Origin of the sequence: Pseudomonas sp. TNT3, assembly GCF_010095445.2 — a bacterium.
Lineage (GTDB): Bacteria > Pseudomonadota > Gammaproteobacteria > Pseudomonadales > Pseudomonadaceae > Aquipseudomonas.
This window is the reverse complement of sequence record NZ_WFGV02000012.1, coordinates 95,982-118,859: the sequence shown is the minus strand read 5'-3', so window position 1 is coordinate 118,859 and position 22,878 is coordinate 95,982. Positions and strand designations below refer to the sequence as shown.

The window sequence follows — 22,878 nt, the reverse complement described above, 5'->3', positions numbered from 1 at the left end:
CCTCGCTCCGGTCCTGCTCCGTGGGCCCGCCGCGATCGGCCATCCATGGCCGTGCGCGGCTAACCCGGCATCCATGCCGGGTTGCCCACTGCGCAGAACCTGCGCTCGGCCTTCCCATGGGGCAAGAAATTCAAGATCAAAAGCAGATCGAAAGCCAATGCGAGGCGGCCTGACAGCCGACCTGACTTTGCGGGCGTGCCCCGCTCAACGTTATCCCTGCAGGAGGGGCGCCACGTCTTCGACGCCACGCTGTCGCGCAAGGAACTGGGTGCTCGCCGCATTGGATGTCTAAAGATGAGTAAAAAGCTCATTTTTAAAATCAATGGTTTAACGTTTGTTCCATAAGAGCTGTCGAGTGCAACGAGGCTGCGATTCTTTCAAATTCCCCCGGTCCCATTTCCAATCCACAATCCCGACCGCATCATCCCCCTGCCTTATCGCGCACCATTCAGCCTCACCTGTGTTCATTGTGACCAGCAACGCCGTGCCTGACACTCGGACTCATCGTCCTTTGGTCTGCTGGAGTTAAACCCTATGAGTGAGTCTGTTCGCTTCGAAGATAAAGTCGTGATCATCACGGGTGCCGGCGGCGGCCTCGGCCGGGCTCACGCGCTGCTGTTTGCCAAACAAGGCGCCAGGGTGCTGGTCAACGACCTCGGTGGCTCGGCTCAAGGCGAAGGCGCTAACGCTTCAGCGGCAGACCGGGTAGTGGCGGAGATTCGCGAGGCCGGCGGCACTGCCGAGGCCAACCACGACTCAGTAACCGATGGCGACAAAATCGTGCAACACGCTCTGGATGCCTTCGGCCGTGTCGACGTCGTGGTCAACAATGCCGGGATCCTGCGCGACAAGACCTTCCACAAAATGGAAGACGCCGATTGGGACCTGGTCTACCGCGTCCACGTCGAAGGCGCCTACAAAGTTACTCGCGCCGCCTGGCCGCACCTGCGCGAACAGAACTATGGCCGGGTGATCTTCACGGCGTCGACCTCGGGCATCTACGGCAACTTCGGCCAATCCAACTACGGCATGGCCAAGCTCGGCCTCTACGGCCTGACCCGCACACTGGCCATTGAAGGGCGCAAGAACAACATCCTGGTCAACGCCATCGCCCCGACTGGCGGCACACGCATGACCGAAGGCCTCATCCCGCCCCAAGTGTTCGAACAACTCAAACCGGAACTCGTCAGCCCGCTGGTGGTGTATCTCGCCAGCGAAAATTGTCAGGAAACCTCGGGACTGTTTGAGGTCGGCGGCGGCTGGATGGGCAAAGTGCGCTGGGAACGCAGCCTGGGGGCAGGGTTTGATCCGCGGGTTGGATTCTCCCCCGAAGATGTGGCGGCGCACTGGCAGCAGATTTGCGATTTCGAAGGGGCGGCGCATCCGAAGGACAATATTGAAGCGTTGAAAGAGATGATGCGGAATTTGCAGAAGTATTCGATGTGATGGATGCAGCAGGGGCAGGATGTGTGTCCTGCCCCTGCTGTTTTTGATTACTCTGGTTTAAAGCCTGGTTTGTTGTTGGCTGCTCGCCAGGTTTTAATTTTTTCGACGATTACCTCAGGTGTGCCGTCCTCGTCTGTCTCTGGGTAATAAATCAAATCAGATCCGTTGGGATGCTCAACTAGCAGCCTGAATAATAGGACGGCTTCTATATGATCTTTTTCAGTTGGGAACTCGGCGTTGCATATTTTTGTTAAGAAAATAAGAAATTCTGTTTGGGTGTAATCCGAAATATCTAGCTTGCTCATTTAGTTGCCTCCTTTGTGAATCTCGGCGTGCCGTTTTGGAGTGACTATACGAATGTTATCTATCCCGTATACATCGCCTCCTTTGGAGATTTGTTGAATGTGGTGTAGTTCGAATTTAATTCGGTTGCCTAATATACCAGCTTCAGGAACAAACGGAGCTCTCCCGTTTTTCATTGCATGGATGTTGTTGGCTTTAAATTGTTTCGATAAATCGTCAGCGCCTGCAACAGCTTTCCAAAAGCTTTCGCGAAACTCTCTGAAATTGGAAAACTGTTTGCCTCGTAGTTGATCTGCGATCGGCTTCGGAATCGCTGCCCCTTCGTTTTGTGAGATATCGCCTAACCAAACACCCAAAATCGTCTCGCCATCTCCCCCAGCTACACCTGCTTCATTCCGCCGATCCCTGAACATCGTATAGATCGGGGGTATCCCCGAGTCTGCAGGGAAAACGGTGATGAAGCCTCCCAAACTATCGAGATCCAGCTCAGGGAATGCATCGATGCGTCCTTCGAGGGCAGTTACGGTAGCGCCCTCATAGACAACAATGCCCGGCTCGGTCGAGGGCAGTGACGTTGAGGCGTCACCCGGCTGAACAATCGGCGTCCATGTCATCCCTATGGATGGCAGGCCAGGACTTTGAGTCGTGTAGACCTTCCGGGTTGGATCGTATGTAGCGAGTTGAACCGGCACGTCATAAGGCGCCGTCGTGCCGTTCATGGCGACTACGAAGTACTCGATGGTGCTGCCGTCAGCTTTTGAGCCGATGCCAACCGTCAGTTTGACTTGGCCGCCTGAGGGCGCATTTGCGCTCAAGTTCTGATCGGTAGCCGGCGAGAGGTCTGAAAGCGGAACGCTTAATGAGTAGAGGTCGCTATTGCCCAGAGGCGATGGGTACACCAGTGCCGCAAACCCGCTGGCCACGGCCCCGGCTGAGCCGACGGCAGCCGAGACTGTTGCGGTAAGTGCCGATTGAAGAGCGGATCTAATCGCCAGCGATGTTGCCTGACTGACCACCAACGTTCCGGCTGTGCCAGCGAACAGGGGGCCGGCTGCCGCTGTCGAACCTGCCATGGCCAGCGTCGTTTTTCTAGCGTTCTCTTCCGCTTGGCGCAGTTCTTCAAGACGCTGCAACTCTGCCAGTGCTTCGAGGTGCGCCCGTTCTGCAGCTATTTGCTGGGCTGCTGCCTCTGCAGCCAACCGCTCTGCCTCTGCGACTGCCGCTAAGCGTGCTTGCTCTGCTGCCAACCGCTCGGTCTCTGCGACTGCCGCTGAACGTGCTTGCTCTGCGGCCAGCCTCTCGGCCTCTGCGATCGCAGCTAAACGAGCCTGCTCTTGGGCCTGAGCCAGTGCATTAACTTCCGCCTGGATGCGTGCCTGTTCAGCAGCGACACGTTGTGCTTCCTGTTCTGCTGCCAATTGCGCCTGTTCAGCGGCCTGTAAAGTATTAATGGTCTGTATGAGGTTGAGGTTGCGCTGACCGAGTAAATCAATTGTTTGTGATAACAGTCTTGCATCGTTCGCGGCGCTAAGCGATTGATTCAGAGCTCGCATGGCTATGCCGTTCGGCCCCGGCCATTGTTCCATCTTCGTGGCTTTTAACATGTACTCGTGAATAGTCCAGTTAAATGGATCTTTTCCATAAAACGCATTGGCGATTGTTGTTTTAGTATGGTATTCGGCAGATTTTCGCTGATTCAGTGTATTTAAAGCCTGGAGTTCTCGAATTAATGATTGTGATGGTGTTACAGGATCATTCGGACCCTCAGATCGAACAACGGCAAGATCTGTTTCAATAGTCTGTGATAATTGACTGCTTCTGACTTGATAGTCCTGCTCCAGTGCGTTGATTGTATTTACAATCGCCGCCCGATTTTGAATGAAGCTTTCTGCCATGCCGATGCCGAATGGCCCATTTTTAAGATGGCTTGATCCTCGAGGTGGAAGGTTGATGTGATCAGGCGCAACGCCTTTTATATCGATATAGGTATCAATCTCTAGATAGCCAGGTCTTGGTGGTGGTCCGATTGGTTTTCGCATATTCATATCCTTTTGAAATCTGCGTTATTGAAGTGCACACATTTTGACAATGTGCTTACGCTTCCCAGTGTTGGTCCGGCGGTTAAAGGCTATAGGTAAACTAAAAGCAACGAGTCTTATAAGTGTGTAGGACTTTGCTTGAGTGTTCGCGGGTGGTTTCTATAAGTTCTGAGTGGAGGTTAAATTTTTCCGTGTAAGAAATATTTCTTATAGTTCGCACGAGTTGCCAGAAAAGGGCGCGGGGTTTGATTCGCGGCTTGGGTTCTCGCCCGAGGACGTGGCGGCGCATTGGCAGCAGATTTGCGATTTCGAAGGGGCGGCGCATCCGAAGGACAATATTGAAGCGTTGAAAGAGATGATGGGGAATTTGCAGAAGTATTCGATGTGATGGATGCAGCAGGGGCAGGATGTGTGTCCTGCCCCTGTTAATTTTAATTACTCTGGTTTGAAGCCTGGTTTGTTGTTGGCTGCTCGCCAGGTTTTGATTTTTTCTACAATAGCCTCAGGGGTAGCGTCCTCATCGGTATCTGCGTAGTAAATCAAATCAGAACCGTCGGGGTGCTCGGTCAGTTCCTCAAACAAAAGGACCGCCTCTATTTGTTCTCTTTCTGTCGGGTACTCTGAGTTGCAGATTTTTCTTAGAAGAAGAAGAAAATCTTTCTCGGCGTAATCCGAAAATTTTAATGTGTTCATTTTACTTCTCTCCTTTGTGTATTTCGGAGTGTCGTTTGGGAGTGACAATGCGGATGTTGTCAATTCCGTAGACCTCGCCGCCTTTGGAAATTTGGTTTACATGATGTAATTCGAACTTTACCTGGCCTCCTAGTCTATCGATTTTACGAGGAAATGGAGCACGTCCATTTTTCATTTCTTGAATGTTGTTCGTTGTAAATTGTTTGGCTAAATCTGCATCGCGAGCGACAGCCTTCCAAAGGCTCTCTCGAAACGCTCTGAAATTTGAAAACTCCTTTCCTCTAAGTTCGTCGGCAACCTGCCTTGGAATTGCTGCACCTTCGCTCTGTGAGGCAGCTCCCAGCCAGACGCCTGAAATTACCTCTCCATCGCCAATTGCTGTGCCCGCATCATCCCGCCGATCCCTGAACATCGTATAGATCGGGGGTATCCCCGAGTCTGCAGGGAAAACGGTGATGAAGCCTCCCAAACTATCGAGATCCAGCTCAGGGAATGCATCGATGCGTCCTTCGAGGGCAGTTACGGTAGCGCCCTCATAGACAACAATGCCCGGCTCGGTCGAGGGCAGTGACGTTGAGGCGTCACCCGGCTGAACAATCGGCGTCCATGTCATCCCTATGGATGGCAGGCCAGGACTTTGAGTCGTGTAGACCTTCCGGGTTGGATCGTATGTAGCGAGTTGAACCGGCACGTCATAAGGCGCCGTCGTGCCGTTCATGGCGACCACGAAGTACTCGATGGTGCTGCCGTCAGTTTTTGAGCCGATGCCAACCGTCAGTTTGACTTGGCCGCTTGTTGGCGCATGTGCGCTCAAGTTCTGATCGGTAGCCGGCGAGAGGTCTGAAAGCGGAACGCTTAATGAGTAGAGGTCGCTATTGCCCAGAGGCGATGGGTACACCAGTGCCGCAAACCCGCTGGCCACGGCCCCCGCTGAGCCGACGGCAGCCGAGACTGTTGCGGTTAGTGCTGATTGAAGAGCGGATCTAACTGCCAGCGATGTTGCCTCACTGACCACCAACGTTCCGGCTGTGCCAGCGAACAGGGGGCCTGCTGCCGCTGTCGAACCCGCCATGGCCAGCGTCGTTTTTCTAGCGTTCTCTTCCGCTTGCCGCAGTTCTTCAAGTCGCTGCAACTCTGCCAGTGCTTCGAGGTGCGCCCGTTCTGCAGCGAATTGCTGCGCCGCTGCCTCTGCCGCAATGCGTGCTTGTTCTTCGGCCGCTTGCCGGGCTTCTTCCAAGGCTGCAAGTCGGGCTTGCTCCCGAGCGCGGACTTCTGCTTCTTCATTGATCCGTGCCAGTTCGGCAGCGACTCGCTGCGCTTCCTGCTCGGCTGCTGCCCTTGCTTGCTCTTCTGCCTGGGCCGCCATTAGAAAATTCTGGACATTGACTTGCTGCTGGCTGAGTAAAGTCAGACTTTGCGATAACAACTGGGCGTTATGAGCCGCCCGGTACGAGCGATACCATGCCTGCATGGCAATGCCATCAGGCCCGGGCCTCTTTTCTATGGTTGTAGCTTTTGTCATGAAGTCATTGACGTGCCTGTTGAATGGGCTACCTCCGAAAAACTCATTGGCGATTGCTGTTTGGTCGTGAAATTCAGCGGCTATGCGTTGAGTAAGTGTGTTGCGAACATCCAGCTCTCGAAGAATCGCTTGTACGGGTGGAAGTTGCTCGGTTGAGCCTTCTAATCGGACGGCGGCCAGTTCGTTTTCAATTGTTTGTGGCAGTGCAATGGTTTTGGCGTCATATTCCTGAGCCATTAATTGTGAATTATCTTGGATGGTGTACAAGTTTTTATGATAAGTAGAAACAGAAGCGCCGTATTTTCCGCCGTTGTTTGGTGTTGGGCGAGCACGATTCATATGGTCGGGAGCAAGCCCGACTGTTTCTATGGCTGTTTCAAACTCGATAAATCCAGGTCTTGATGTTTTTTCTACTATGACCACTGGTGGTTTTTGCATATTCATGTCCTTTGAATGTGCGCGCATTTTCGGGGAGGGATGATCCGTCAAGTGAAAGAATTATCATTACTGCTGCGTGCAACCTAAAGTTACAGCGAAACTAAAAAACATGGGTCTGAGAAGGGTGTAGGTTTCTGCTTGAAGGTTTGAAGGTGTTTTCCATGAATATGGATATGTATAGATTTGTCTGCAACGCAGATAGATAAATCCTGCGTTCTTGAAGTATATGAATGTAGGACGGCACTCTTGTCCGAAGCGACATTTGACACTGCGCTACAAAACCATCGCCCATAAAAAAGGCCGCTGCAAACGCAGCGGCCAAAGTAAGACGTTGGATCAAGGAGCTACAAATCAACGTCTGTGTACACGGGGCGATGAACCGGACAACTCGATTCATCTGAAATCGGCTAGATAACGACGTGGACTGAACACACGCATCGTTACTGGCATCCAGGCTGTTTCCCTGAGAGCCCGGCAATATTAAAGCCTTGTCTGCAAAGGAAAAATAGCGAATCCGGACATGCAGTGTTGCAGTCTGAGCAACAGTCCCCAGTCACCCACGATCCTGTAACAGCTGCCGAAGACTGCGTTCGGCTGCGCAGCAGTCGCGAAACCAATCACCGCGTTGTATCAGGAAAAAAATGCCTGCCGGAATTGCGACTGCTGCGCAGTCGGACGCAGCCTTCGGCAGCTGCTACGGGTCGGAGTTTGTACGCGCCATGCGATTCATTGATAACGCACAATCCAGCCCATTCATACCCCGCGCAAATCCTGATTCCACAACGCCATTCATCCTTTAGAGCTACACCGCGAATACCTCCTTCGTGCGCTTATCGCTCCCGGTCTGCAGCAGTAGGGTGTGGCCTTCTGTCACTCACCGGGGAAGACGCATGACAAAAACAACAATGCGCGCCATCTTCACGCCGCAGGCGCTGGCCGCTGCGGTGGCCTTGGGCTGCTGTGCCCAGGCGCAGGCTGTTTCGTTCAATATCGGGGAAATCGAAGGGACGTTCGATTCTTCACTGTCGGTGGGTGCGAGCTGGGGCATGCGTGATGCCGACAAGTCACTGGTGGGCACTGTAAACGGCGGGACGGGCCAGGCTTCTACCGGGGATGATGGGCGGTTGAACTTCAAGAAAGGCGAAACCTTCTCGAAGATCTTCAAAGGGATACACGACCTCGAACTCAAGTATGGCGACACCGGCATGTTCGTTCGAGGCAAATACTGGTACGACTTCGAGCTGAAAGACGAGGACCGTCCCTTCAAGCCGATCAGCGATCACAATCGCAAAGAGGGCTCCAAGTCTTCGGGCGCTCAGATTCTCGATGCCTTCGTTTATCACAACTACTCGCTTGCCGATCTGCCGGGCACGGTGCGTGCCGGTAAGCAGGTGGTGAGCTGGGGCGAAAGCACCTTCATCGGCAACTCGATCAACAGTATCAATCCGGTCGACGTCTCCGCGTTCCGGCGCCCGGGGGCCGAGATCAAGGAAGGCCTGATTCCGGTCAACATGCTGTTCGCATCCCAGGGGCTGACGGACAAGTTGACCGTAGAAGGGTTCTATCAGCTGGAGTGGGATCAGACCGTTCTCGACAACTGCGGGACGTTCTTCGGCGGTGACGTGGCCGCGGACGGCTGTACCAAGGGCTATACGGTCGCGAGCCCGGCCATCGCGCCTCTGCAGCCGATCGCCGCAGCTTTTGGTCAGGGCTTCGAAGTCACCAGGGAAGGCGTGGTGGTGCCCCGTGGCGGTGATCGCGATGCCCGCGATTCCGGGCAGTGGGGTACGGCGTTGCGCTGGCTGGGTGACGACACCGAGTACGGCTTGTACTTCATGAATTACCACAGTCGCTCCCCGAACGTGGGGACCACGACGGCTGGCCTGGGTACGCTTGCCAGCCTTCCGGGGATCGTCGCCACCGCTAACAGTCTGGCCCCCGGCACGGGCTCGGCGCTGGCCCAGAGCGTGTTGCTCGGTCGCGGCCAGTATTACCTCGAATACCCCGAAGACATCCGTTTATACGGCGCGAGTTTCTCCACCACCTTGCCGACCGGTACGGCGTGGACCGGCGAAATCAGCTATCGCCCCAATGCGCCAGTGCAAATCAACAGCACCGACCTGACCCTGGCCATGCTCAACCCGATTGCGGGTGGCGCCGCTTCTCCGATTGCTTCCGCACCCGGTGCCGACAACAAGGGCTACCGTCGCAAGGAAGTGACGCAGATCCAGAGCACCCTGACGCACTTCATCGATCAGGTGGCGGGTGCAGACCGTCTTACCCTGGTGGGCGAGGCGGCCGTGGTTCGGGTCGGTGGACTGGAGGCGCGCTCCAAGCTGCGTTATGGCCGCGACTCGGTGTATGGCCAGTATGGTTTCGGCGGGGACACCGATGGTTTCGTGACCTCGACATCCTGGGGTTATCGCGCTCGCGCCATCCTCGATTACAACAACGTGATCGCCGGCATCAACTTCAAACCCAATCTGTCGTGGTCCCACGACGTCTCCGGTTATGGCCCCAACGGGCTGTTCAACGAAGGCGCGAAGGCCGTCAGCGTCGGCGTCGATGCGGACTACCGCAACACCTATACCGCGAGCCTCAGTTACACCGATTTCTTCGGTGGTGACTACAACACGCTGGAAGATCGCGACTTCCTGGCGTTGAGCTTTGGCATGAACTTCTGATCTGGCTGACAAGGATAATTTTATGCGCACGATGATTCTGCAATGCGGCGTCCTGGCCCTGAGCCTGCTGGCTGCCAACGTGATGGCTGCGGTGTCGCCGGAAGAAGCGAACAAGCTCGGCACCAGCCTGACGCCGCTGGGAGGCGAAAAAGCCGGGAATGCCGACGGCTCCATCCCTGCGTGGACGGGGGGGCTGGCAAAAAATGCCGGTGCCGTGGACAGCAAAGGTTTCCTGGCCGACCCGTTCGCCAACGAAAAACCGCTATTCACAATTACTGCGGCGACGGTCGACAAGTACAAGGACAAGCTGTCCGACGGCCAGATCGCCATGTTCAAGCGCTATCCGCAGACTTACAAAATCCCGGTCTACCCCACGCACCGCACCGTTGCCGTGCCAGCGGAAATCAACGAGTCGGCCAAGCGTAGCGCCCTCAATGTGACGCCGATCAACGACGGTAACGGACTGGCCAACTTCACCGGCAATCGCTATTACGCTTTTCCGATACCCAAGAACGGCGTCGAGGTCATCTGGAACCACGTCACCCGTTACCACGGCGGTAACCTGCGTCGCACCATCACCCAGGCAACGCCGCAGTCCAATGGTGACTTCACGGTTATCCGGTTCAAGGACGAGGTCGCCGTGCCTTCGTTGCTGGGGGACCTGAAGCCGGGCAGCGATGAAAACGTGCTCAGCTATTTCAAACAGGAAGTCACCGCGCCCGCGCGACTGGCGGGCAACGTGTTGCTGGTTCACGAAACCCTTGATCAGGTGAAGGAACCGCGCAAGGCCTGGATTTACAACGCCGGACAGCGGCGTGTACGACGGGCGCCGCAAGTGGCCTATGACGGTGTGGGCACGTCGTCCGACGGCCTGCGGACCACCGACAACTTCGACATGTTTTCCGGTGCTCCGGACCGTTATGACTGGAAGCTGATCGGCAAGAAAGAAATGTACATCCCGTACAACAGCTACAAACTCGATTCGCCTGACCTCAAGTACACCGACGTAATCAAGGCCGGTCATATCAATCAGGACCTGACCCGCTACGAGCTGCACCGGGTCTGGGAAGTCGTCGCCACGGTCAAGCCCAACGAGCGGCATGTGTACGCCAAACGGCACATGTACATCGATGAGGACAGCTGGCAAGTGGCGCTGGCTGACCACTACGACGGACGTGGCCAGCTGTGGCGGGTCGCCGAAGGGCATGCGCAGTTCTACTACGATCACCAGGTTCCGGCGTACACGGTCGAGGCTTTGTATGACCTGATTGCCGGTCGCTACATCGCACTGGGAATGAAGAACGAGGAGAAGCGCAGCTTTGAATTCAACATCGATGCAAAAGCAGGGGACTACACCCCGGCAGCCCTACGGAGTACAGGCGTAAGGTAAGCGTCCTACAGGCTCTTATACAAAAAGGTGACCTCGTGGTCACCTTTTTTATGGCGGTTGATCAGTGCGCTGAATACTTCTTCAACAAGGCCTCGCGAGAAGACTAGGGTGGCGCCACAACGATAAAAAAGGCGCACCACAATGACTGCCATGACGCCATGTCTGGACCGTCCTGGACACTTGCCCCGACTAGCCTCCCATCACCTGTCTCGCACGCGGTTGATCGAGCCTTTGCTGGCGTCGACGGCCCGGGTGAAATTGTGCTGTGCGCCTGCCGGTAGCGGCAAGAGTGCCTTGTTGGTCGAGTGCCTCTTACGGGCGCCCGAAGGAACTCAAGTCTGTTGGCTGGCGTTGGCGGGAGAGGCTTTGAGTGCGGCCGATTTTCGACAGCGGCTGGCAGAAGTGTTGGGGTTTGCCTCGCCGGATAAGTCAGGTTTTCTATCGTCCCTGACTCGGTTGCAGACGCCCGTCTGGGTGTTTCTTGATGACTATTGCCGCATTCGCTCTGCGGAACTAGACGAATGTCTCGATCAAATACTGGCCGTCAGCAGCCCTATGGTCACCTGGTGGGTCAGTGGTCGCCGCCGTCCGCAGATCAACTGGCCCCGGTTGTTGCTCAATGATGAACTGTACGATTGCGAGCCCGCCACGCTCGCATTCAGTCAGTCTGAAGTCGAACAGTTGCTGCATTTTCTGGAGCCGGAGAAAGCCGTAAAAGCCGCCAGCAGGGTATTTCAGCTAAGCGGCGGCTGGTGTGCCGGTGTCAGGATCGCCCTGCTGCAAAAATGCGATTGGACTCGTAATGTCGCGCTGGGACGAGCGGACACCCTGCATGATTACCTGGAGCACGAACTGTTCGGCAGTCTGGCCCCCGAACTGAAGGAAACCTGGACGGTGCTGGCGCATCTGCCGCGATTCAACAGCCGATTGTGCGAGCATCTGTTTGGCGCGGGCGAAGGCATTCAACTTTTGCAAACGCTGCAGGAGTTGGGTTGTTTTATCGAGCCCTGGCAAGACTCCACAGACTGGCTGCAGATATTCGCGCCACTGACGCGATTGATGCGCGAAGAGCCATGGCCCGAAGGGCGTTCCTGGCATCGTCGCGCCTGTCAGTGGTTCGCGGGCGAACGTGATTGGAAAGCCGCGTTTGAGCAGGCATTGCTGGCTGAAGAACTCGAGGTCGCGGTGAGCCTGCTGCAGCATTTTAATTTCGCGCATTTGTTCGAGGCTCAGACGGTGACGCTTCTGTTGCAACTCCACGAGCAACAGGGCGAGACATTAATGTTCGGCTCGCCTCAACTCATCGGTTTGATCACCGCTGCCCTGTTGTTTGCCGGACGATTCGAACAGGCAGGTGAATGCATCACGCAGTTGTCGCGTTTCACGCCTCAGCCATCGGAGTTTCTGCAACGGCAGTTGATTGCGCGCTGGCAGGCACAGCAAGGTTGGTTACTGCATTTGCAGGGACGCATGGATGCTTCCCGGACGCATTTTCTGGAGGCGCTGGAAGAGCTGGATCCCGCGCTCTGGGCCGCCCGGCTCATGTGCTTGTCCGGGTTAACCCAACAGGCCCTGCTGATGGGTGAACTCGATGTTGCGCAGGCACTTAACCGAGAGGCGTTATGCCTCGCTCGAGCGCAAGGTTCATTGGTGTATGAGGCGTTGCTGGAGCTCGATCATGCTCAGCTGCTTGAGCAGCGTGGGGCTTTCGGCAGGGCCGATCACCTGCTCGCCACGGTGCACGATCTGCTCTGTGCACAAAAACCGCTTGCCGAGCCCTTGCTGGGACGGATTGCCCTGCATCGCGGGCGCTTGAGTCTGTGTCAGGACCAGGAAATACAAGCGGCCATGTACTTCGAGGCAGGCCTGCAGATTTGCCTGCGAAGCCAGGACAAGCGAGCGCTGTATGGCTTTCTCGGCTTGGCCAAACTGGCGGCCAACCGACAGGATTACGCCCAGGCATTTGTCCACCTGCGTGATGCGGAACGTCTGATGCAACAACGGCGGATTCCAGACACGGTCTACCGCGGGGTCCTGCTGCAGTTGAGCTGCCATTTCTGGCTGCAGCAGGGGCGGCCGGAGCTGGCTCACGAAGCGTTGACCCGAGTGTTGCGTCACTATCACGGTCCCCACGCACGCCAGGCTCCTCCGGCGACGCTGGAATTGATTCCCGGTTTGGAATACCTGCGGGTCCTTGCAGAGGTTTATCTGGGCGTGGCGCAATCGCCGCTGGCGCAGCTTGAGACGTTGTCGCAGTGGGCTGGACAACGGGGGATGGTCGGGCTGCAAGCGCAACTGCTGCTGGCACTGGCTGAGGTTGCGTGGCTGACTGGCAACGCGCAAGTCGCCCGGCAAGCGATGCAGGACGGATTAGCAATCGTCGAGCGTTGTAACTTTCAACAAGCTTTGCGCGATTTGAAACTGCGCCAGCCACGGCTGCCTGAGGCCATCGATATTTCGGAGTCGGGCAACGTTCAGGACACGATGGCCTCACCCCGGACCTGCTTGAGTCATCGTGAAATAGAGGTGCTCACCTTAGTCGCTCAAGGCAACTCAAACCAACAAATTGCCGACTTGCTTTTCATTTCACTGCACACGGTGAAAACCCATGCGCGACGAATCAATGGGAAGTTAGGCGTGGAGCGTAGAACCCAAGCGGTGGCCAGAGCGAAAGTTTTAGGAATTGTTGTTTGAAGTGTAAGCAGGCACTTTGCCTGCTCGCGAACGCACACAAGTTTTGAGTTGAGCTCTACCGGAGTGTCCGCTTATAAGTCATGCGCCGTGAAGTTGACTGTCTGCTCACCCTAAGTATCGGATGACTGCTTGGCAACGGCATTAACTTATAACTGTAGTAACGGTTTTCGTTGCGACGTATGCAAAAGGAAAATGCATGGACACTAATGGATTAAACAAGGCCGGCGGTGAAGGGCAAGCGATTGCTCAACTGTCGAGGCCAACCTTCGCCACCCAGTTTCATGAGTTGCCGGATTGGCTACAGCGTGCCGGGGAAGATGATCGCCAGTATTACTTTGAAGCTGAACAGACGCTGGCGGCAGGAGAGGCAGCGCTGGATCAACTGCTTGGAGAAACCAAATCCCTTAAAGCGTTCTCAAGATTCTACGCGCAAGAGATCGTCAGGCTCATGACCGGTGAAGTCGTCGACCCGGATGAAATCTTCGTCAACGTCGGCCATACCTTTTTCGTTGGGAAACAGAAGGTCGTGCAGTCCAATCGACTGACGCTTCCCGAATTCATGCTCAACGATATGAATGACGCCCCCACCGTTCCACTGGAAATCAGTCTGGAGGGGGAACTGATTCCGTCCAGCTTGAGCGTCGACGGTATTCTGGACGCGATGGGCGATGCGAGCATGCGCGCGCTTTACGCTGAAAAATTCGAGATGAAATATACCGACGAGGTTGTACTCCAGGCCTGGCAACACATGCTGGAAAGCCGCATTCGCCTGAGTGTCTTTAGTGCGAAGTTACAGGGGCATATCAGTGATGAGGCGCTGAGGACTGTGACAAGTGCCGGGCAGGATGACAGCGAGTATTTCATGGGGGACCTGACGCTTGGATCTCTGAAAACCGCGGTCCGGGGCATGATTGTCTATTGCGGTCCCAAAGGTGAAGAAGGCTTTTGCGCTCTTTACGCGCCAGAGGCGCCGGGTGGCAGGGGGTGGTTTGAGTTTGCGAGCTTCAGACAGCTGAACGCCCATCTATTTGACTGGATCACTCAACCCGAAGGGCGCAGCTACCTGAGCGGACAGTCTCAAGCCCGTGAGCGTGACAGCGCCGACGCCTACATGCGACGTGTACTGGAGCTGCCAAATCAGTGGCTTGGCATCAAGCACAGCACCTGGTCGAACAGTGGAGAAGGTGTATTGCGCGAGGCCGTTATGCAGAATGTCGGTTGGCTGCGAGGGGAGTTAAACGCTGTTGTCCCTGCGGGATATCGTTCGGCAACCGTCGGTCAACGGCAATACTTCTCCCGGATAAATACCGAACTGAAAGGTTTGACCCACCTTGCCAACGGCGCTGCAGCGCTGATCAGCTACGAGCAATTTGCCTATGATCTGATCAAAAAACGCGCTGAAGAGGTGCTGGCACAAAATGGCGAGACGGTAACGGTGGACCCTGACCTGATCATGGTGGCGCTGGCTCCTTCGCAAGAGATGACCTTGTCTCAGCTCATCATCACCGAACGTCACATCACTGAAGAAAACGGCCCTGAACATAGCCCTGGTCTCTACCCGGCGATTCGGTTGTTACCCGGTCATCCACCTGTTTCCAGCTTGCTGCTTAAATACCTGCCGGGCTGGTCGAGGACATTGCGACCGGGTGAGCAGTACATTGTAATGTTACGGTCCAGTTACCTGAACAAAGACGCCCCGGGTTATACATTGAAACGCGATGTGCACGTGAATGTGCAATTACATGAAATGCATCGTGCGGCGTTGGCGGAACTGTTCAGTGGTTCTCTGGATCGCAGTCAATACAAGCAGATTGAGTTGCTCATTAATCAGTTGCGCGAACCGGAGCCTGCCGTAACTCATGAAGATCCTGAGATTACCTGGCGCCAAGCTGTTTACGCCTTTCATTTGAAAGGCTGCCGGATCGAAGGTGTTTATGTGTTCCGCTTCATGAGTGCTGAAACCCGGCAGGACTTCTTGTATACCCTGCATCGCCAGATGGCAGATTGTTCAGGCTAATGGGCGAGTTTTGCGATTCGGTGAAGACCGGCGGGCTTGGAAGTTATTACACCGACCGAGCCAAGTACACCCGGCAGAAAGTCGTCAATGAGTACATCAATAGTGTGCAGCGGGGCAGCGCAGTAGTATTGCCGTCGTTGCAAATCGATAGTCGTGTCAGCGATTTCTCACGGTGTTACGCGGATAAAATCAATCAGATCATCAACGGCGTTGACGCGAAAACCACCAGTCTCATGGAGATTGTCGGAAAAATCGTATACGACACCGCCGTTGCGGCAGTCGCCATCGTTAGCATTCCGTTCGCGCCTATCGGTCTAGGACTGAGCGCTGTAGTAATGACAAAAGCGGTCATTGACGGGGTGGAGGCTTACCAGGAAAGCAATTATGAACAGTTGTTTTCAAGTTACCTTGATTGCATGTTGGAACTGACCACTATGCGCATCGGCCACTTGGGCTTCTCCCTGTTGCAGAAGGCGATTGCCAGACAGTTGGGCAATGTTAATACCTGCATGGGTGCCATTTCAGCTTGCACAGGAAAAACGATGGATCTCGCCGTCGCCACGGAACTGATGAAGCAGGCGCTCGCCGAGCCCGATTCAAATGACAAGACCCTTCTGGCGTGACTCTACAATGATTTAACCAGCGCTGGCGGGTGGTTCATAACCCATCCGCCAGCTCACGGCCTGCGTCGCCGTCAATAAGCGCTGTGCGGCGGGACCGTTTTCATCGGCATGAAACAACGATGCCGGACCTACGATGGTCAACACCGCCACCACCTGTCCAACCGCATTGAATACCGGTGACGACAAGGCGTCGACACCCGGCATCAGCAAGCCATGTACATGATGCAGACCACGCTCGCGGATCTGTTCGCACAAGGTCGCGTAAACATGATCGTCTGCCAGCGCATGGGCATTCGCGCCCTGCAGTTCCTGTTCACGCAGATCCAGGGTTTCGCGCTTGGGAAGGTAGGCGCCAAACACCAGCCCTGTGGAGGAACTGAGCAGCGGCAACACCGAACCCAGTTGCGTAACCACCGTCACCGCGCGTACCGCCGGTTCGATGTGCACCACAGTTGCGCCCTGATTGCCCCACACCGCCAGAAAACAGGTTTCGTTCAGCTCGTCGCGCAATTCGGCCAGGGGCAAAGCGGCGACTTTCAGCACGTCCATACTGTTGAGTGCCGCCAGCCCCACACGCAAGGCTTCACGGCCAAGGCCGTAATGGTTAGTGGCAGCATTCTGCTCGGCAAATCCGCTGGCAATCAGCGCCTGCAAGTAACGGTGAACCTTGCTCGCCGGCATCTGCACGTGTTCGGCCAGGCGCGACAGTGATGTCGAGGGTGACAACTCGGCCAGCGCTTTGAGGATGTCGGTTCCGACCTCGGCCGAGCGGACTTTCTGTTTGCCGTTGCTTTCGCTAGTCATGGGGAGGCGGTGTGATCCAGGGACGAATGGGCGTCTTTATAGCTTGACGGTCAATACCAATCAAATTACGTTATGCGTAATCGAATTACGATAAAAATAACCCGGGCGTGCCGATACCTCTTCGATAGAGCGACAGGCCACGGCCTACTCCCTGTTCAGGAGGCTCCATGAACCTCGATTCAACGGCGCCCGCGCTGGCTTATCAGTCCGGCTTCGGCAATGAGTTCAGCAGCGAGGCATTGCCAGGCGCGTTGCCCGTCGGACAGAACTCCCCGCAAAAAGCCCCCTACGGTCTCTATACCGAATTATTCTCCGGCACGGCATTCACCATGGCCCGCGCCGAAGCGCGCCGGACGTGGATGTACCGCATTCAGCCGTCGGCGAACCATCCGGCGTTCATCAAGCTGGAGCGGCAACTGGCGGGTGGCCCATTGGGTGAAGTGACCCCCAATCGTCTGCGTTGGAACCCGCTGGACATCCCGGCTGAACCGACTGATTTCATCGACGGCATGGTAAGCATGGCCGCCAATTCGAGCGCGGAAAAACCGTCCGGCATCAGCATCTATAGCTACCGGGCCAACCGCTCCATGGAGCGGGTGTTTTTCAATGCCGACGGCGAAATGCTGCTGGTGCCGGAACAGGGTCGACTGCGCATTGCCACCGAGCTTGGCGTGCTGGAGCTCGAACCGCTGGAAATTGCCGTGTTGCCCCGTGGCCTGAAATTTCGTGTCGAACTGCTCGACCCGCAAGCGCGCGGCTACCTCGCCGAAAACCATGGCGCACCGCTGCGTCTGCCAGACCTCGGCCCGATCGGCAGCAACGGCTTGGCCAACGCACGGGATTTCCTGACCCCGGTCGCGCATTACGAAAACCTCAAGCAACCGACCACGCTGGTGCAGAAATTTCTCGGCGAGCTGTGGGGTTGTGAGCTTGATCATTCGCCGCTGAACGTGGTGGCTTGGCACGGCAACAATGTCCCGTACAAATATGACCTGCGCAGTTTCAACACCATCGGCACGGTCAGCTTCGATCATCCTGATCCATCGATTTTCACTGTCCTGACCTCGCCCACCAGTGTCCACGGTCTGGCCAATCTCGACTTCGTGATTTTCCCGCCACGCTGGATGGTGGCCGAGAAGACGTTCCGTCCACCTTGGTTCCACCGCAATCTGATGAATGAATTCATGGGCCTGATCAAAGGCGAATACGACGCCAAGGCGGAAGGTTTCGTCCCCGGCGGTGCGTCCCTGCACAGCTGCATGAGTGCCCATGGGCCTGACGGCGAAACCTGCACCAAGGCGATCAACGCTGAGTTGGCCCCGGCGAAAATCGACAACACCATGGCCTTCATGTTTGAAACCAGCCAGGTGCTGCGCCCGAGCCGTTTCGCGCTGGACTGTCCGCAGCTGCAACCCCATTACGACGCTTGCTGGGCCTCGCTGCCCGCCACTTTCGACCCGACCCGGAGATAACCCATGACTCAGACTTCCATCACTCGTAGCTGGGTTGCCTCTGCCAACGGCCATGTTGATTTCCCGCTGCAAAACCTGCCATTGGGCGTCTTCAGCGTGAACGGCGGCGCACCTCGCAGTGGTGTCGCCATCGGCGACCATATCTTCGACCTGGAAGCGGCACTCGATGCCGGGCTGTTTGAAGGTGCCGCAAAAGCGGCGGTAGAAGCCACCCGTGGCGGTCAACTGAATGCATTTTTCGAGCTGGGCCGAGAAGCACGCGTGGCCTTGCGTGAACGTCTGCTGGAGCTGCTGAAAGAGGGCAGCACCCTGCATGGCAAGATCGAAGCCCAAGGCGAAAAACTGCTGCCAGTGGCGGCAAACTGCACGATGCACTTGCCGGCGAAAATCAATGATTACACCGATTTCTATGTCGGCATCGAGCACGCACAGAACGTCGGTAAGTTGTTCCGCCCGGACAATCCCTTGCTGCCGAACTACAAGTACGTGCCGATCGGTTACCACGGTCGTGCTTCGACCATCCGCCCATCAGGCACTGATGTCCGTCGCCCGAAAGGCCAGACGCTGCCGGCCGGTCAGACCGAGCCGACATTCGGCCCGTGCGCGCGCCTGGATTACGAACTGGAACTGGGTATCTGGATCGGCCAGGGCAATGAGATGGGCGACTCGATCGCCATCGGTGACGCCGCCGATCACATTGCCGGTTTCTGCCTGCTCAACGACTGGTCCGCGCGGGATATCCAGGCCTGGGAATACCAGCCGCTGGGCCCGTTCCTGTCGAAGAGTTTCATCACCAGCATCTCGCCCTGGGTGGTGACGGCTGAAGCCCTCGAACCGTTCCGTCGTGCGCAACCAGCGCGTCCTGAAGGCGACCCACAACCACTGCCGTATCTGTCAGACGCGCGCGATCAAGCGGCTGGTGGCTTCGATATCGAACTGGAAGTACTGCTGCTCACCGAAACGATGCGTGAGCAGAACCTGCCCGCCCACCGTCTGACCCTGAGCAACACCCAACACATGTACTGGACCGTGGCGCAGATGGTCGCGCATCACAGCGTCAACGGCTGCCAGTTGCAGGCCGGTGACCTGTTCGGTTCGGGCACTTTGTCAGGCCCGGAGAGTGGTCAGTTCGGCAGCTTGCTGGAAATCACCGAAGGCGGCAAAAAACCAATCGAACTGGCGTCAGGCGAGGTGCGTAAATTCCTCGAAGACGGTGACGAAATCATCTTGCGCGCTCGTTGCAGCCGTGACGGTTTCGCTTCCATCGGTTTCGGCGAGTGCCGCGGCAAAGTGCTGCCGGCGCGCTAAGAGGGTCGGGTCATGGAACTCTATACCTACTACCGTTCGACATCGTCTTACCGCGTACGGATCGCTTTGGCACTCAAGGGCCTGGACTTTCAGGCGCTGCCGATCAACCTGATCGCCCCGCAAGGAGGCGAGCATCGCCAGTCGCCGTACCTGGGCATCAATCCCCAGGGCCGGGTGCCGGCCTTGCGCACGGACGACGGTGAGTTGCTGATCCAGTCGCCCGCCATCATCGAGTACCTGGAGGAGCGTTATCCACAGGTGCCGTTGCTGTCCAGGGATCTCGTCGCTCGTGCCCGCGAGCGCGGCGTCGCGGCAGTGATCGGCTGTGATGTGCATCCGCTGCACAACGTCAGCGTGCTCAACAAGCTTCGGCAGTTGGGCCACGACGAACCGCAGGTGGTGGAGTGGATCGGACACTGGATCAGCCAGGGCCTGTCGACGGTGGAGCAGCTGATCGGCCTGGAAGGTTACTGCTTCGGCGCCGAGCCGGGTCTGGCGGACTGTTATCTGATTCCTCAGCTGTATGCGGCCGAGCGGTTCAACATTTCACTTGACGCGTATCCACGAATTCGCCGGGTGGCGGCACTGGCGGCCACTCACCCGGCTTTCATCAAGACTCATCCGGCGAATCAGCCGGATACGCCCTGAACCGTTAAACCTGATTCTTTGGGAGCCGGCGGTACGACGGTTCGACTTGCCCGCGATGAACGATAACGTGGTCAGTCTGTAGACCGCGGTGCCTTTATCGCGAGCAAGCTTTGCTCCCACTGGAGAACATGGGATTGATGAATCAGTGGACGATGGAGTTCGGAGGCAGGTGCCCGAGCCGCTCAGTCAGGCGAATCCGTTGAATAGGATCGTCGCTGAGCATCAGCGCATGCTCCAGATCGAAGCGCTCGGCGTTGGGGCAGTCCAAGCGTTGATAGAGACTGGCCCTGGCCAGGTAATCGGCGGCGCTGGCATTTCCCAGTTCCAGCACTCGTTCGGCATCGATCAGGGCACCAATGTAGTCATCGTGGGAAAGGTGCAACTGACGCAGATTGCGTGACAGGCGTTGCAGCATCTGGACGGGCGCGGCGGTGACGAGGTGCTCGGCGCTGAGTTTCATGTTCGGACCGTACTGGCGTTGCAGCAGCTCGCGGCAGTCGTTGGGATACAGACGGCGGCCACCACAGGGGTCCAGGAGATGATCGGCGCCCGGTACGCGCAGCAGAAAATGCCCGGGGAAGTTGACCCCGACCATGGGAATCTCCAGGCATCTGGCCAGTTCCAGTGCAATCAAACCAAGGGCCAGCGGTTGCCCGCGCCGGCGTTCCAACACTTTGTCGACCAATGCTGCTTGCGGGCGCAGGGGCGAGAAATCGTCCTGTGCAAATCCCAGGTCATTCATACGGCGCAACAACGGCTGGGCCAACTCGCTCACTGGTAACATCGGCAGGCCATGACTGACCCGCTGTTGCAGGTCTTTGAAGTCTTCCAGCACCAAGCCGGGATTTACTGCTTTGTCGTGCTCGGCGGCGATCCACAGCGCCGCTTCGAACAGCGCGGGCGGTGATCGTTGCAGGCATTCGAAAAAGCGTTGGCGAGGCGTCATCAAAATCTCCGAGGGAATGCCTCGTTTTAGCCCCGTCTCCATCATTCGTCCAGTACCTCGCCAGGTTATGTCCGAAAGCCTGAATGGCGGCGCCGCTTATTCCGGCGCGCTCCAGCAAATTTCGGGCGCGAGCCTATACTGGCGACTACAAGTCGTGATTCGGGAGCCCCTACGATGTTCGCTCTCATGCAAAGCAATCGCCTTGAATCGCTGCATCTGAGCGTTGACCCGATGACCGGGTTGAAGGCGGTAATTGCTATTCATAACAGTCGCCTCGGGCCAGCGTTGGGCGGCTGTCGTTACCTTACCTATCCTGACGACGAATCCGCTGTCGAGGACGCGGTGCGCCTGGCCCAGGGTATGAGCTACAAAGCCGCGCTGGCGGGGCTTGCTCAGGGTGGTGGTGTCGCGGTCATTGTCCGCCCCGTGCACGTGGAAAGTCGCGCGGCGCTGTTTGAAGCATTCGGCCGCTGCATCAACCAGCTCGACGGTCGATACATCACGGCCATCGACAGCGGCACCTCGGTCGCGGACATGGACTGCATCGCTCAACAAACCCAGCACGTCACCAGCACCACCTCAGCCGGCGACCCGGCGCCGCATGCCGCCATGGGCGTGTTCACCGGCATTCGCAGCACCGCGATGGCCCGGCTGGGTAGCGACAATCTTGAAGGCCTGCGAGTGGCGATCCAGGGTCTGGGCAACGTTGGCTATGCGCTGGCAGAACAACTGCACGCCGCTGGCGCCGAGTTGCTGGTCAGCGACATCGACCACGGCAAAGTGCAATTGGCGATGGAGCAGCTCGGTGCTCATCCGATCGCGAACGATGCACTACTCAGCACACCTTGCGACATCCTGGCGCCGTGTGGCCTGGGTGGCGTCCTCAATCGCCACAGCGTTGCGCAATTGCGTTGCTCGGCGGTGGCCGGTTCGGCGAACAATCAGCTGACGCATCTGGACGTGGCGGATCAACTGGAGCGGCGCGGCATTTTGTATGCGCCGGATTATGTGATCAATGCCGGTGGGCTTATCTACGTGTCACTCAAACATCGTGGCGAAGAGCTGACCACTATCACGGCGCACTTGTCGAAGATCAGTTCACGACTGACCGAGGTATTCGCTCACGCCCAGGCGGAAAAACGGTCGCCAGCGCGGGTGGCGAATGAATTGGCGGAGAGAGTGTTGTACCGATAGAGAGATCAAAATGAAAAAGGCCCTGAGTCATCTCTGACTCAGGGCCCATTCAATTCTGGCGCTGCTTACTTCGGCGTCTTGGCCGCTTTGGCAGGCTTGGTCGGCGTAACGGTTTCAGCCGGTTCGGCGACGTCGGCAACTTCAACCGGTGCAACGACTTCAACAGGCGCGCTCAACAGCTCGGAAAGGGCATCCGGCTGGCTCTTGAACGCTTTGGCGAACACATCGCGGTTCTTCGCCATGTAGATCCCGGCTTCTTCCACTTGCTGTTCGGTCAGGGACGGAACAGCTTTTTGCAACACTTCGGCCAGCAACTCGGCCAGTTCGAGCATTTTGTCATGACGGTCAGCTTCGGCTTTATCCATGAACAAGCGCTCCAGATCTCGGCTGCTGCGGTATACCACTTCGACGGCCATTCACCACCTCACATGCCTTCACATTAAGTTGTCTTATTCGACCACTGTATTTATATACAGCGAAAAGGATAAGCGAATCCCTGCGCTTTGGGTAGTGGCTTTTCAATGTAGACCGAATTCAGGTGGTCTGCGTAAACCTGTGGGAGCCGAGCTTGCTCGCGATGAGGACCGCGAATCCACCCCAAAAGTGTCCAATAGCAGCCCATCGCCATCTCACCCAACAGCCTCTGGCCTTTTTTCT

General features: G+C 56.7%; 16 protein-coding genes and 2 pseudogenes. 11 read left to right on the top strand and 7 right to left on the bottom strand.

Annotated features, from left to right (window positions below):
• Positions 1–534: 534 nt before the first annotated feature.
• Positions 535–1,446, top strand: a complete 912-nt coding sequence (locus GBC55_RS10340; protein ID WP_162437273.1) for an SDR family oxidoreductase — start codon at positions 535–537, stop codon at positions 1,444–1,446.
• Between the two features lie 47 nt (positions 1,447–1,493).
• Here GBC55_RS10340 and GBC55_RS10335 read toward each other — a convergent pair whose 3' ends face one another.
• Both GBC55_RS10335 and GBC55_RS10330 read right to left on the bottom strand, forming a co-directional pair.
• Positions 1,494–1,751, bottom strand: coding sequence for a bacteriocin immunity protein (locus tag GBC55_RS10335; RefSeq protein ID WP_162437274.1), 258 nt, complete (start codon positions 1,749–1,751; stop codon positions 1,494–1,496).
• Positions 1,752–3,788 (bottom strand): S-type pyocin domain-containing protein, encoded by a 2,037-nt coding sequence (locus GBC55_RS10330; RefSeq protein WP_247266890.1) that lies wholly within the window; start codon positions 3,786–3,788, stop codon positions 1,752–1,754. It lies immediately after the preceding gene.
• Positions 3,789–4,023: 235 nt separating this feature from the next.
• Here GBC55_RS10330 and GBC55_RS10325 point away from each other — a divergent pair.
• A pseudogene (locus GBC55_RS10325) lies at positions 4,024–4,176 on the top strand (serine/threonine protein kinase); the annotation flags it as partial.
• A 47-nt stretch (positions 4,177–4,223) separates the two neighbouring features.
• On the opposite strand, the gene GBC55_RS10320 reads toward GBC55_RS10325, so the two are convergent.
• Both GBC55_RS10320 and GBC55_RS10315 read right to left on the bottom strand, forming a co-directional pair.
• On the bottom strand, positions 4,224–4,481 hold the full coding sequence (locus GBC55_RS10320) for a bacteriocin immunity protein (RefSeq protein ID WP_162437276.1): 258 nt from the start codon (positions 4,479–4,481) through the stop codon (positions 4,224–4,226).
• Between the two features lies 1 nt (position 4,482).
• Positions 4,483–6,441: an S-type pyocin domain-containing protein gene (locus tag GBC55_RS10315; protein WP_162437277.1), complete on the bottom strand. Its 1,959-nt coding sequence runs from the start codon at positions 6,439–6,441 to the stop codon at positions 4,483–4,485.
• A gap of 890 nt (positions 6,442–7,331) precedes the next feature.
• On the opposite strand from GBC55_RS10315, the gene GBC55_RS10310 reads away from it, so the two are divergent.
• The 5 genes from GBC55_RS10310 to GBC55_RS10290 all read left to right on the top strand — a co-directional run bounded on the left by GBC55_RS10310 (position 7,332) and on the right by GBC55_RS10290 (position 15,849).
• The gene (locus GBC55_RS10310; protein ID WP_162437278.1) at positions 7,332–9,125 is read left to right on the top strand and encodes a DUF1302 domain-containing protein; all 1,794 of its coding nucleotides are present in this window, start codon (positions 7,332–7,334) and stop codon (positions 9,123–9,125) included.
• 22 nt (positions 9,126–9,147) lie between these two features.
• Positions 9,148–10,515 (top strand): DUF1329 domain-containing protein, encoded by a 1,368-nt coding sequence (locus GBC55_RS10305; protein WP_162437279.1) that lies wholly within the window; start codon positions 9,148–9,150, stop codon positions 10,513–10,515.
• Positions 10,516–10,656: 141 nt separating this feature from the next.
• The gene (locus tag GBC55_RS10300; RefSeq protein WP_162437280.1) at positions 10,657–13,209 is read left to right on the top strand and encodes a LuxR C-terminal-related transcriptional regulator; all 2,553 of its coding nucleotides are present in this window, start codon (positions 10,657–10,659) and stop codon (positions 13,207–13,209) included.
• A gap of 196 nt (positions 13,210–13,405) precedes the next feature.
• Positions 13,406–15,226, top strand: coding sequence for a DUF6543 domain-containing protein (locus tag GBC55_RS10295; RefSeq protein ID WP_247266889.1), 1,821 nt, complete (start codon positions 13,406–13,408; stop codon positions 15,224–15,226).
• Positions 15,226–15,849, top strand: coding sequence for a hypothetical protein (locus tag GBC55_RS10290; RefSeq protein ID WP_247266888.1), 624 nt, complete (start codon positions 15,226–15,228; stop codon positions 15,847–15,849). Before GBC55_RS10295 ends, GBC55_RS10290 begins: the two co-directional genes overlap by 1 nt.
• A 12-nt stretch (positions 15,850–15,861) precedes the next feature.
• Here GBC55_RS10290 and GBC55_RS10285 read toward each other — a convergent pair whose 3' ends face one another.
• Entirely contained in the window at positions 15,862–16,653 is a 792-nt protein-coding gene (locus GBC55_RS10285; RefSeq protein ID WP_162437281.1) for an IclR family transcriptional regulator, read from the bottom strand.
• Positions 16,654–16,820: 167 nt separating this feature from the next.
• Between GBC55_RS10285 and hmgA the strand changes: the two genes are divergently transcribed.
• Genes hmgA through maiA form a run of 3 tightly spaced genes read left to right on the top strand, consistent with a single transcriptional unit; the run spans position 16,821 to position 20,081 of the window.
• The gene (gene hmgA / locus GBC55_RS10280) at positions 16,821–18,125 is read left to right on the top strand and encodes a homogentisate 1,2-dioxygenase (protein WP_162437282.1); all 1,305 of its coding nucleotides are present in this window, start codon (positions 16,821–16,823) and stop codon (positions 18,123–18,125) included.
• A 3-nt stretch (positions 18,126–18,128) separates the two neighbouring features.
• On the top strand, positions 18,129–19,433 hold the full coding sequence (gene fahA / locus GBC55_RS10275) for a fumarylacetoacetase (RefSeq protein ID WP_162437283.1): 1,305 nt from the start codon (positions 18,129–18,131) through the stop codon (positions 19,431–19,433).
• Positions 19,434–19,445: 12 nt separating this feature from the next.
• Complete coding sequence (maiA, locus tag GBC55_RS10270) at positions 19,446–20,081, top strand: maleylacetoacetate isomerase (protein ID WP_162437284.1); 636 nt, start codon at positions 19,446–19,448, stop codon at positions 20,079–20,081.
• Between the two features lie 142 nt (positions 20,082–20,223).
• Here the strand turns inward: maiA and GBC55_RS10265 are convergent, their stop codons facing one another.
• Positions 20,224–21,027 (bottom strand): transglutaminase family protein, encoded by an 804-nt coding sequence (locus GBC55_RS10265; protein WP_162437285.1) that lies wholly within the window; start codon positions 21,025–21,027, stop codon positions 20,224–20,226.
• Positions 21,028–21,201: 174 nt separating this feature from the next.
• Here GBC55_RS10265 and GBC55_RS10260 point away from each other — a divergent pair, with 174 nt between their 5' ends.
• Positions 21,202–22,221, top strand: coding sequence for a Glu/Leu/Phe/Val dehydrogenase (locus GBC55_RS10260; protein ID WP_162437286.1), 1,020 nt, complete (start codon positions 21,202–21,204; stop codon positions 22,219–22,221).
• Positions 22,222–22,397: 176 nt separating this feature from the next.
• Here GBC55_RS10260 and GBC55_RS10255 read toward each other — a convergent pair.
• Positions 22,398–22,637: pseudogene (locus GBC55_RS10255) on the bottom strand (YebG family protein); the annotation flags it as partial.
• Positions 22,638–22,878: the final 241 nt, after the last annotated feature.

Excerpts from the sequence above, each read along its gene's own strand:
- GBC55_RS10340 (WP_162437273.1), top strand. The coding sequence starts at position 535 with ATGAGTGAGTCTGTTCGCTTCGAAGATAAAGTCGTGATCATCACGGGT.
- GBC55_RS10335 (WP_162437274.1), bottom strand. The coding sequence starts at position 1,751 with ATGAGCAAGCTAGATATTTCGGATTACACCCAAACAGAATTTCTTATT.
- GBC55_RS10330 (WP_247266890.1), bottom strand. The coding sequence starts at position 3,788 with ATGCGAAAACCAATCGGACCACCACCAAGACCTGGCTATCTAGAGATT.
- GBC55_RS10320 (WP_162437276.1), bottom strand. The coding sequence starts at position 4,481 with ATGAACACATTAAAATTTTCGGATTACGCCGAGAAAGATTTTCTTCTT.
- GBC55_RS10315 (WP_162437277.1), bottom strand. The coding sequence starts at position 6,441 with ATGCAAAAACCACCAGTGGTCATAGTAGAAAAAACATCAAGACCTGGA.
- GBC55_RS10310 (WP_162437278.1), top strand. The coding sequence starts at position 7,332 with ATGACAAAAACAACAATGCGCGCCATCTTCACGCCGCAGGCGCTGGCC.
- GBC55_RS10305 (WP_162437279.1), top strand. The coding sequence starts at position 9,148 with ATGCGCACGATGATTCTGCAATGCGGCGTCCTGGCCCTGAGCCTGCTG.
- GBC55_RS10300 (WP_162437280.1), top strand. The coding sequence starts at position 10,657 with ATGACTGCCATGACGCCATGTCTGGACCGTCCTGGACACTTGCCCCGA.
- GBC55_RS10295 (WP_247266889.1), top strand. The coding sequence starts at position 13,406 with ATGGACACTAATGGATTAAACAAGGCCGGCGGTGAAGGGCAAGCGATT.
- GBC55_RS10290 (WP_247266888.1), top strand. The coding sequence starts at position 15,226 with ATGGGCGAGTTTTGCGATTCGGTGAAGACCGGCGGGCTTGGAAGTTAT.
- GBC55_RS10285 (WP_162437281.1), bottom strand. The coding sequence starts at position 16,653 with ATGACTAGCGAAAGCAACGGCAAACAGAAAGTCCGCTCGGCCGAGGTC.
- hmgA (WP_162437282.1), top strand. The coding sequence starts at position 16,821 with ATGAACCTCGATTCAACGGCGCCCGCGCTGGCTTATCAGTCCGGCTTC.
- fahA (WP_162437283.1), top strand. The coding sequence starts at position 18,129 with ATGACTCAGACTTCCATCACTCGTAGCTGGGTTGCCTCTGCCAACGGC.
- maiA (WP_162437284.1), top strand. The coding sequence starts at position 19,446 with ATGGAACTCTATACCTACTACCGTTCGACATCGTCTTACCGCGTACGG.
- GBC55_RS10265 (WP_162437285.1), bottom strand. The coding sequence starts at position 21,027 with ATGACGCCTCGCCAACGCTTTTTCGAATGCCTGCAACGATCACCGCCC.
- GBC55_RS10260 (WP_162437286.1), top strand. The coding sequence starts at position 21,202 with ATGTTCGCTCTCATGCAAAGCAATCGCCTTGAATCGCTGCATCTGAGC.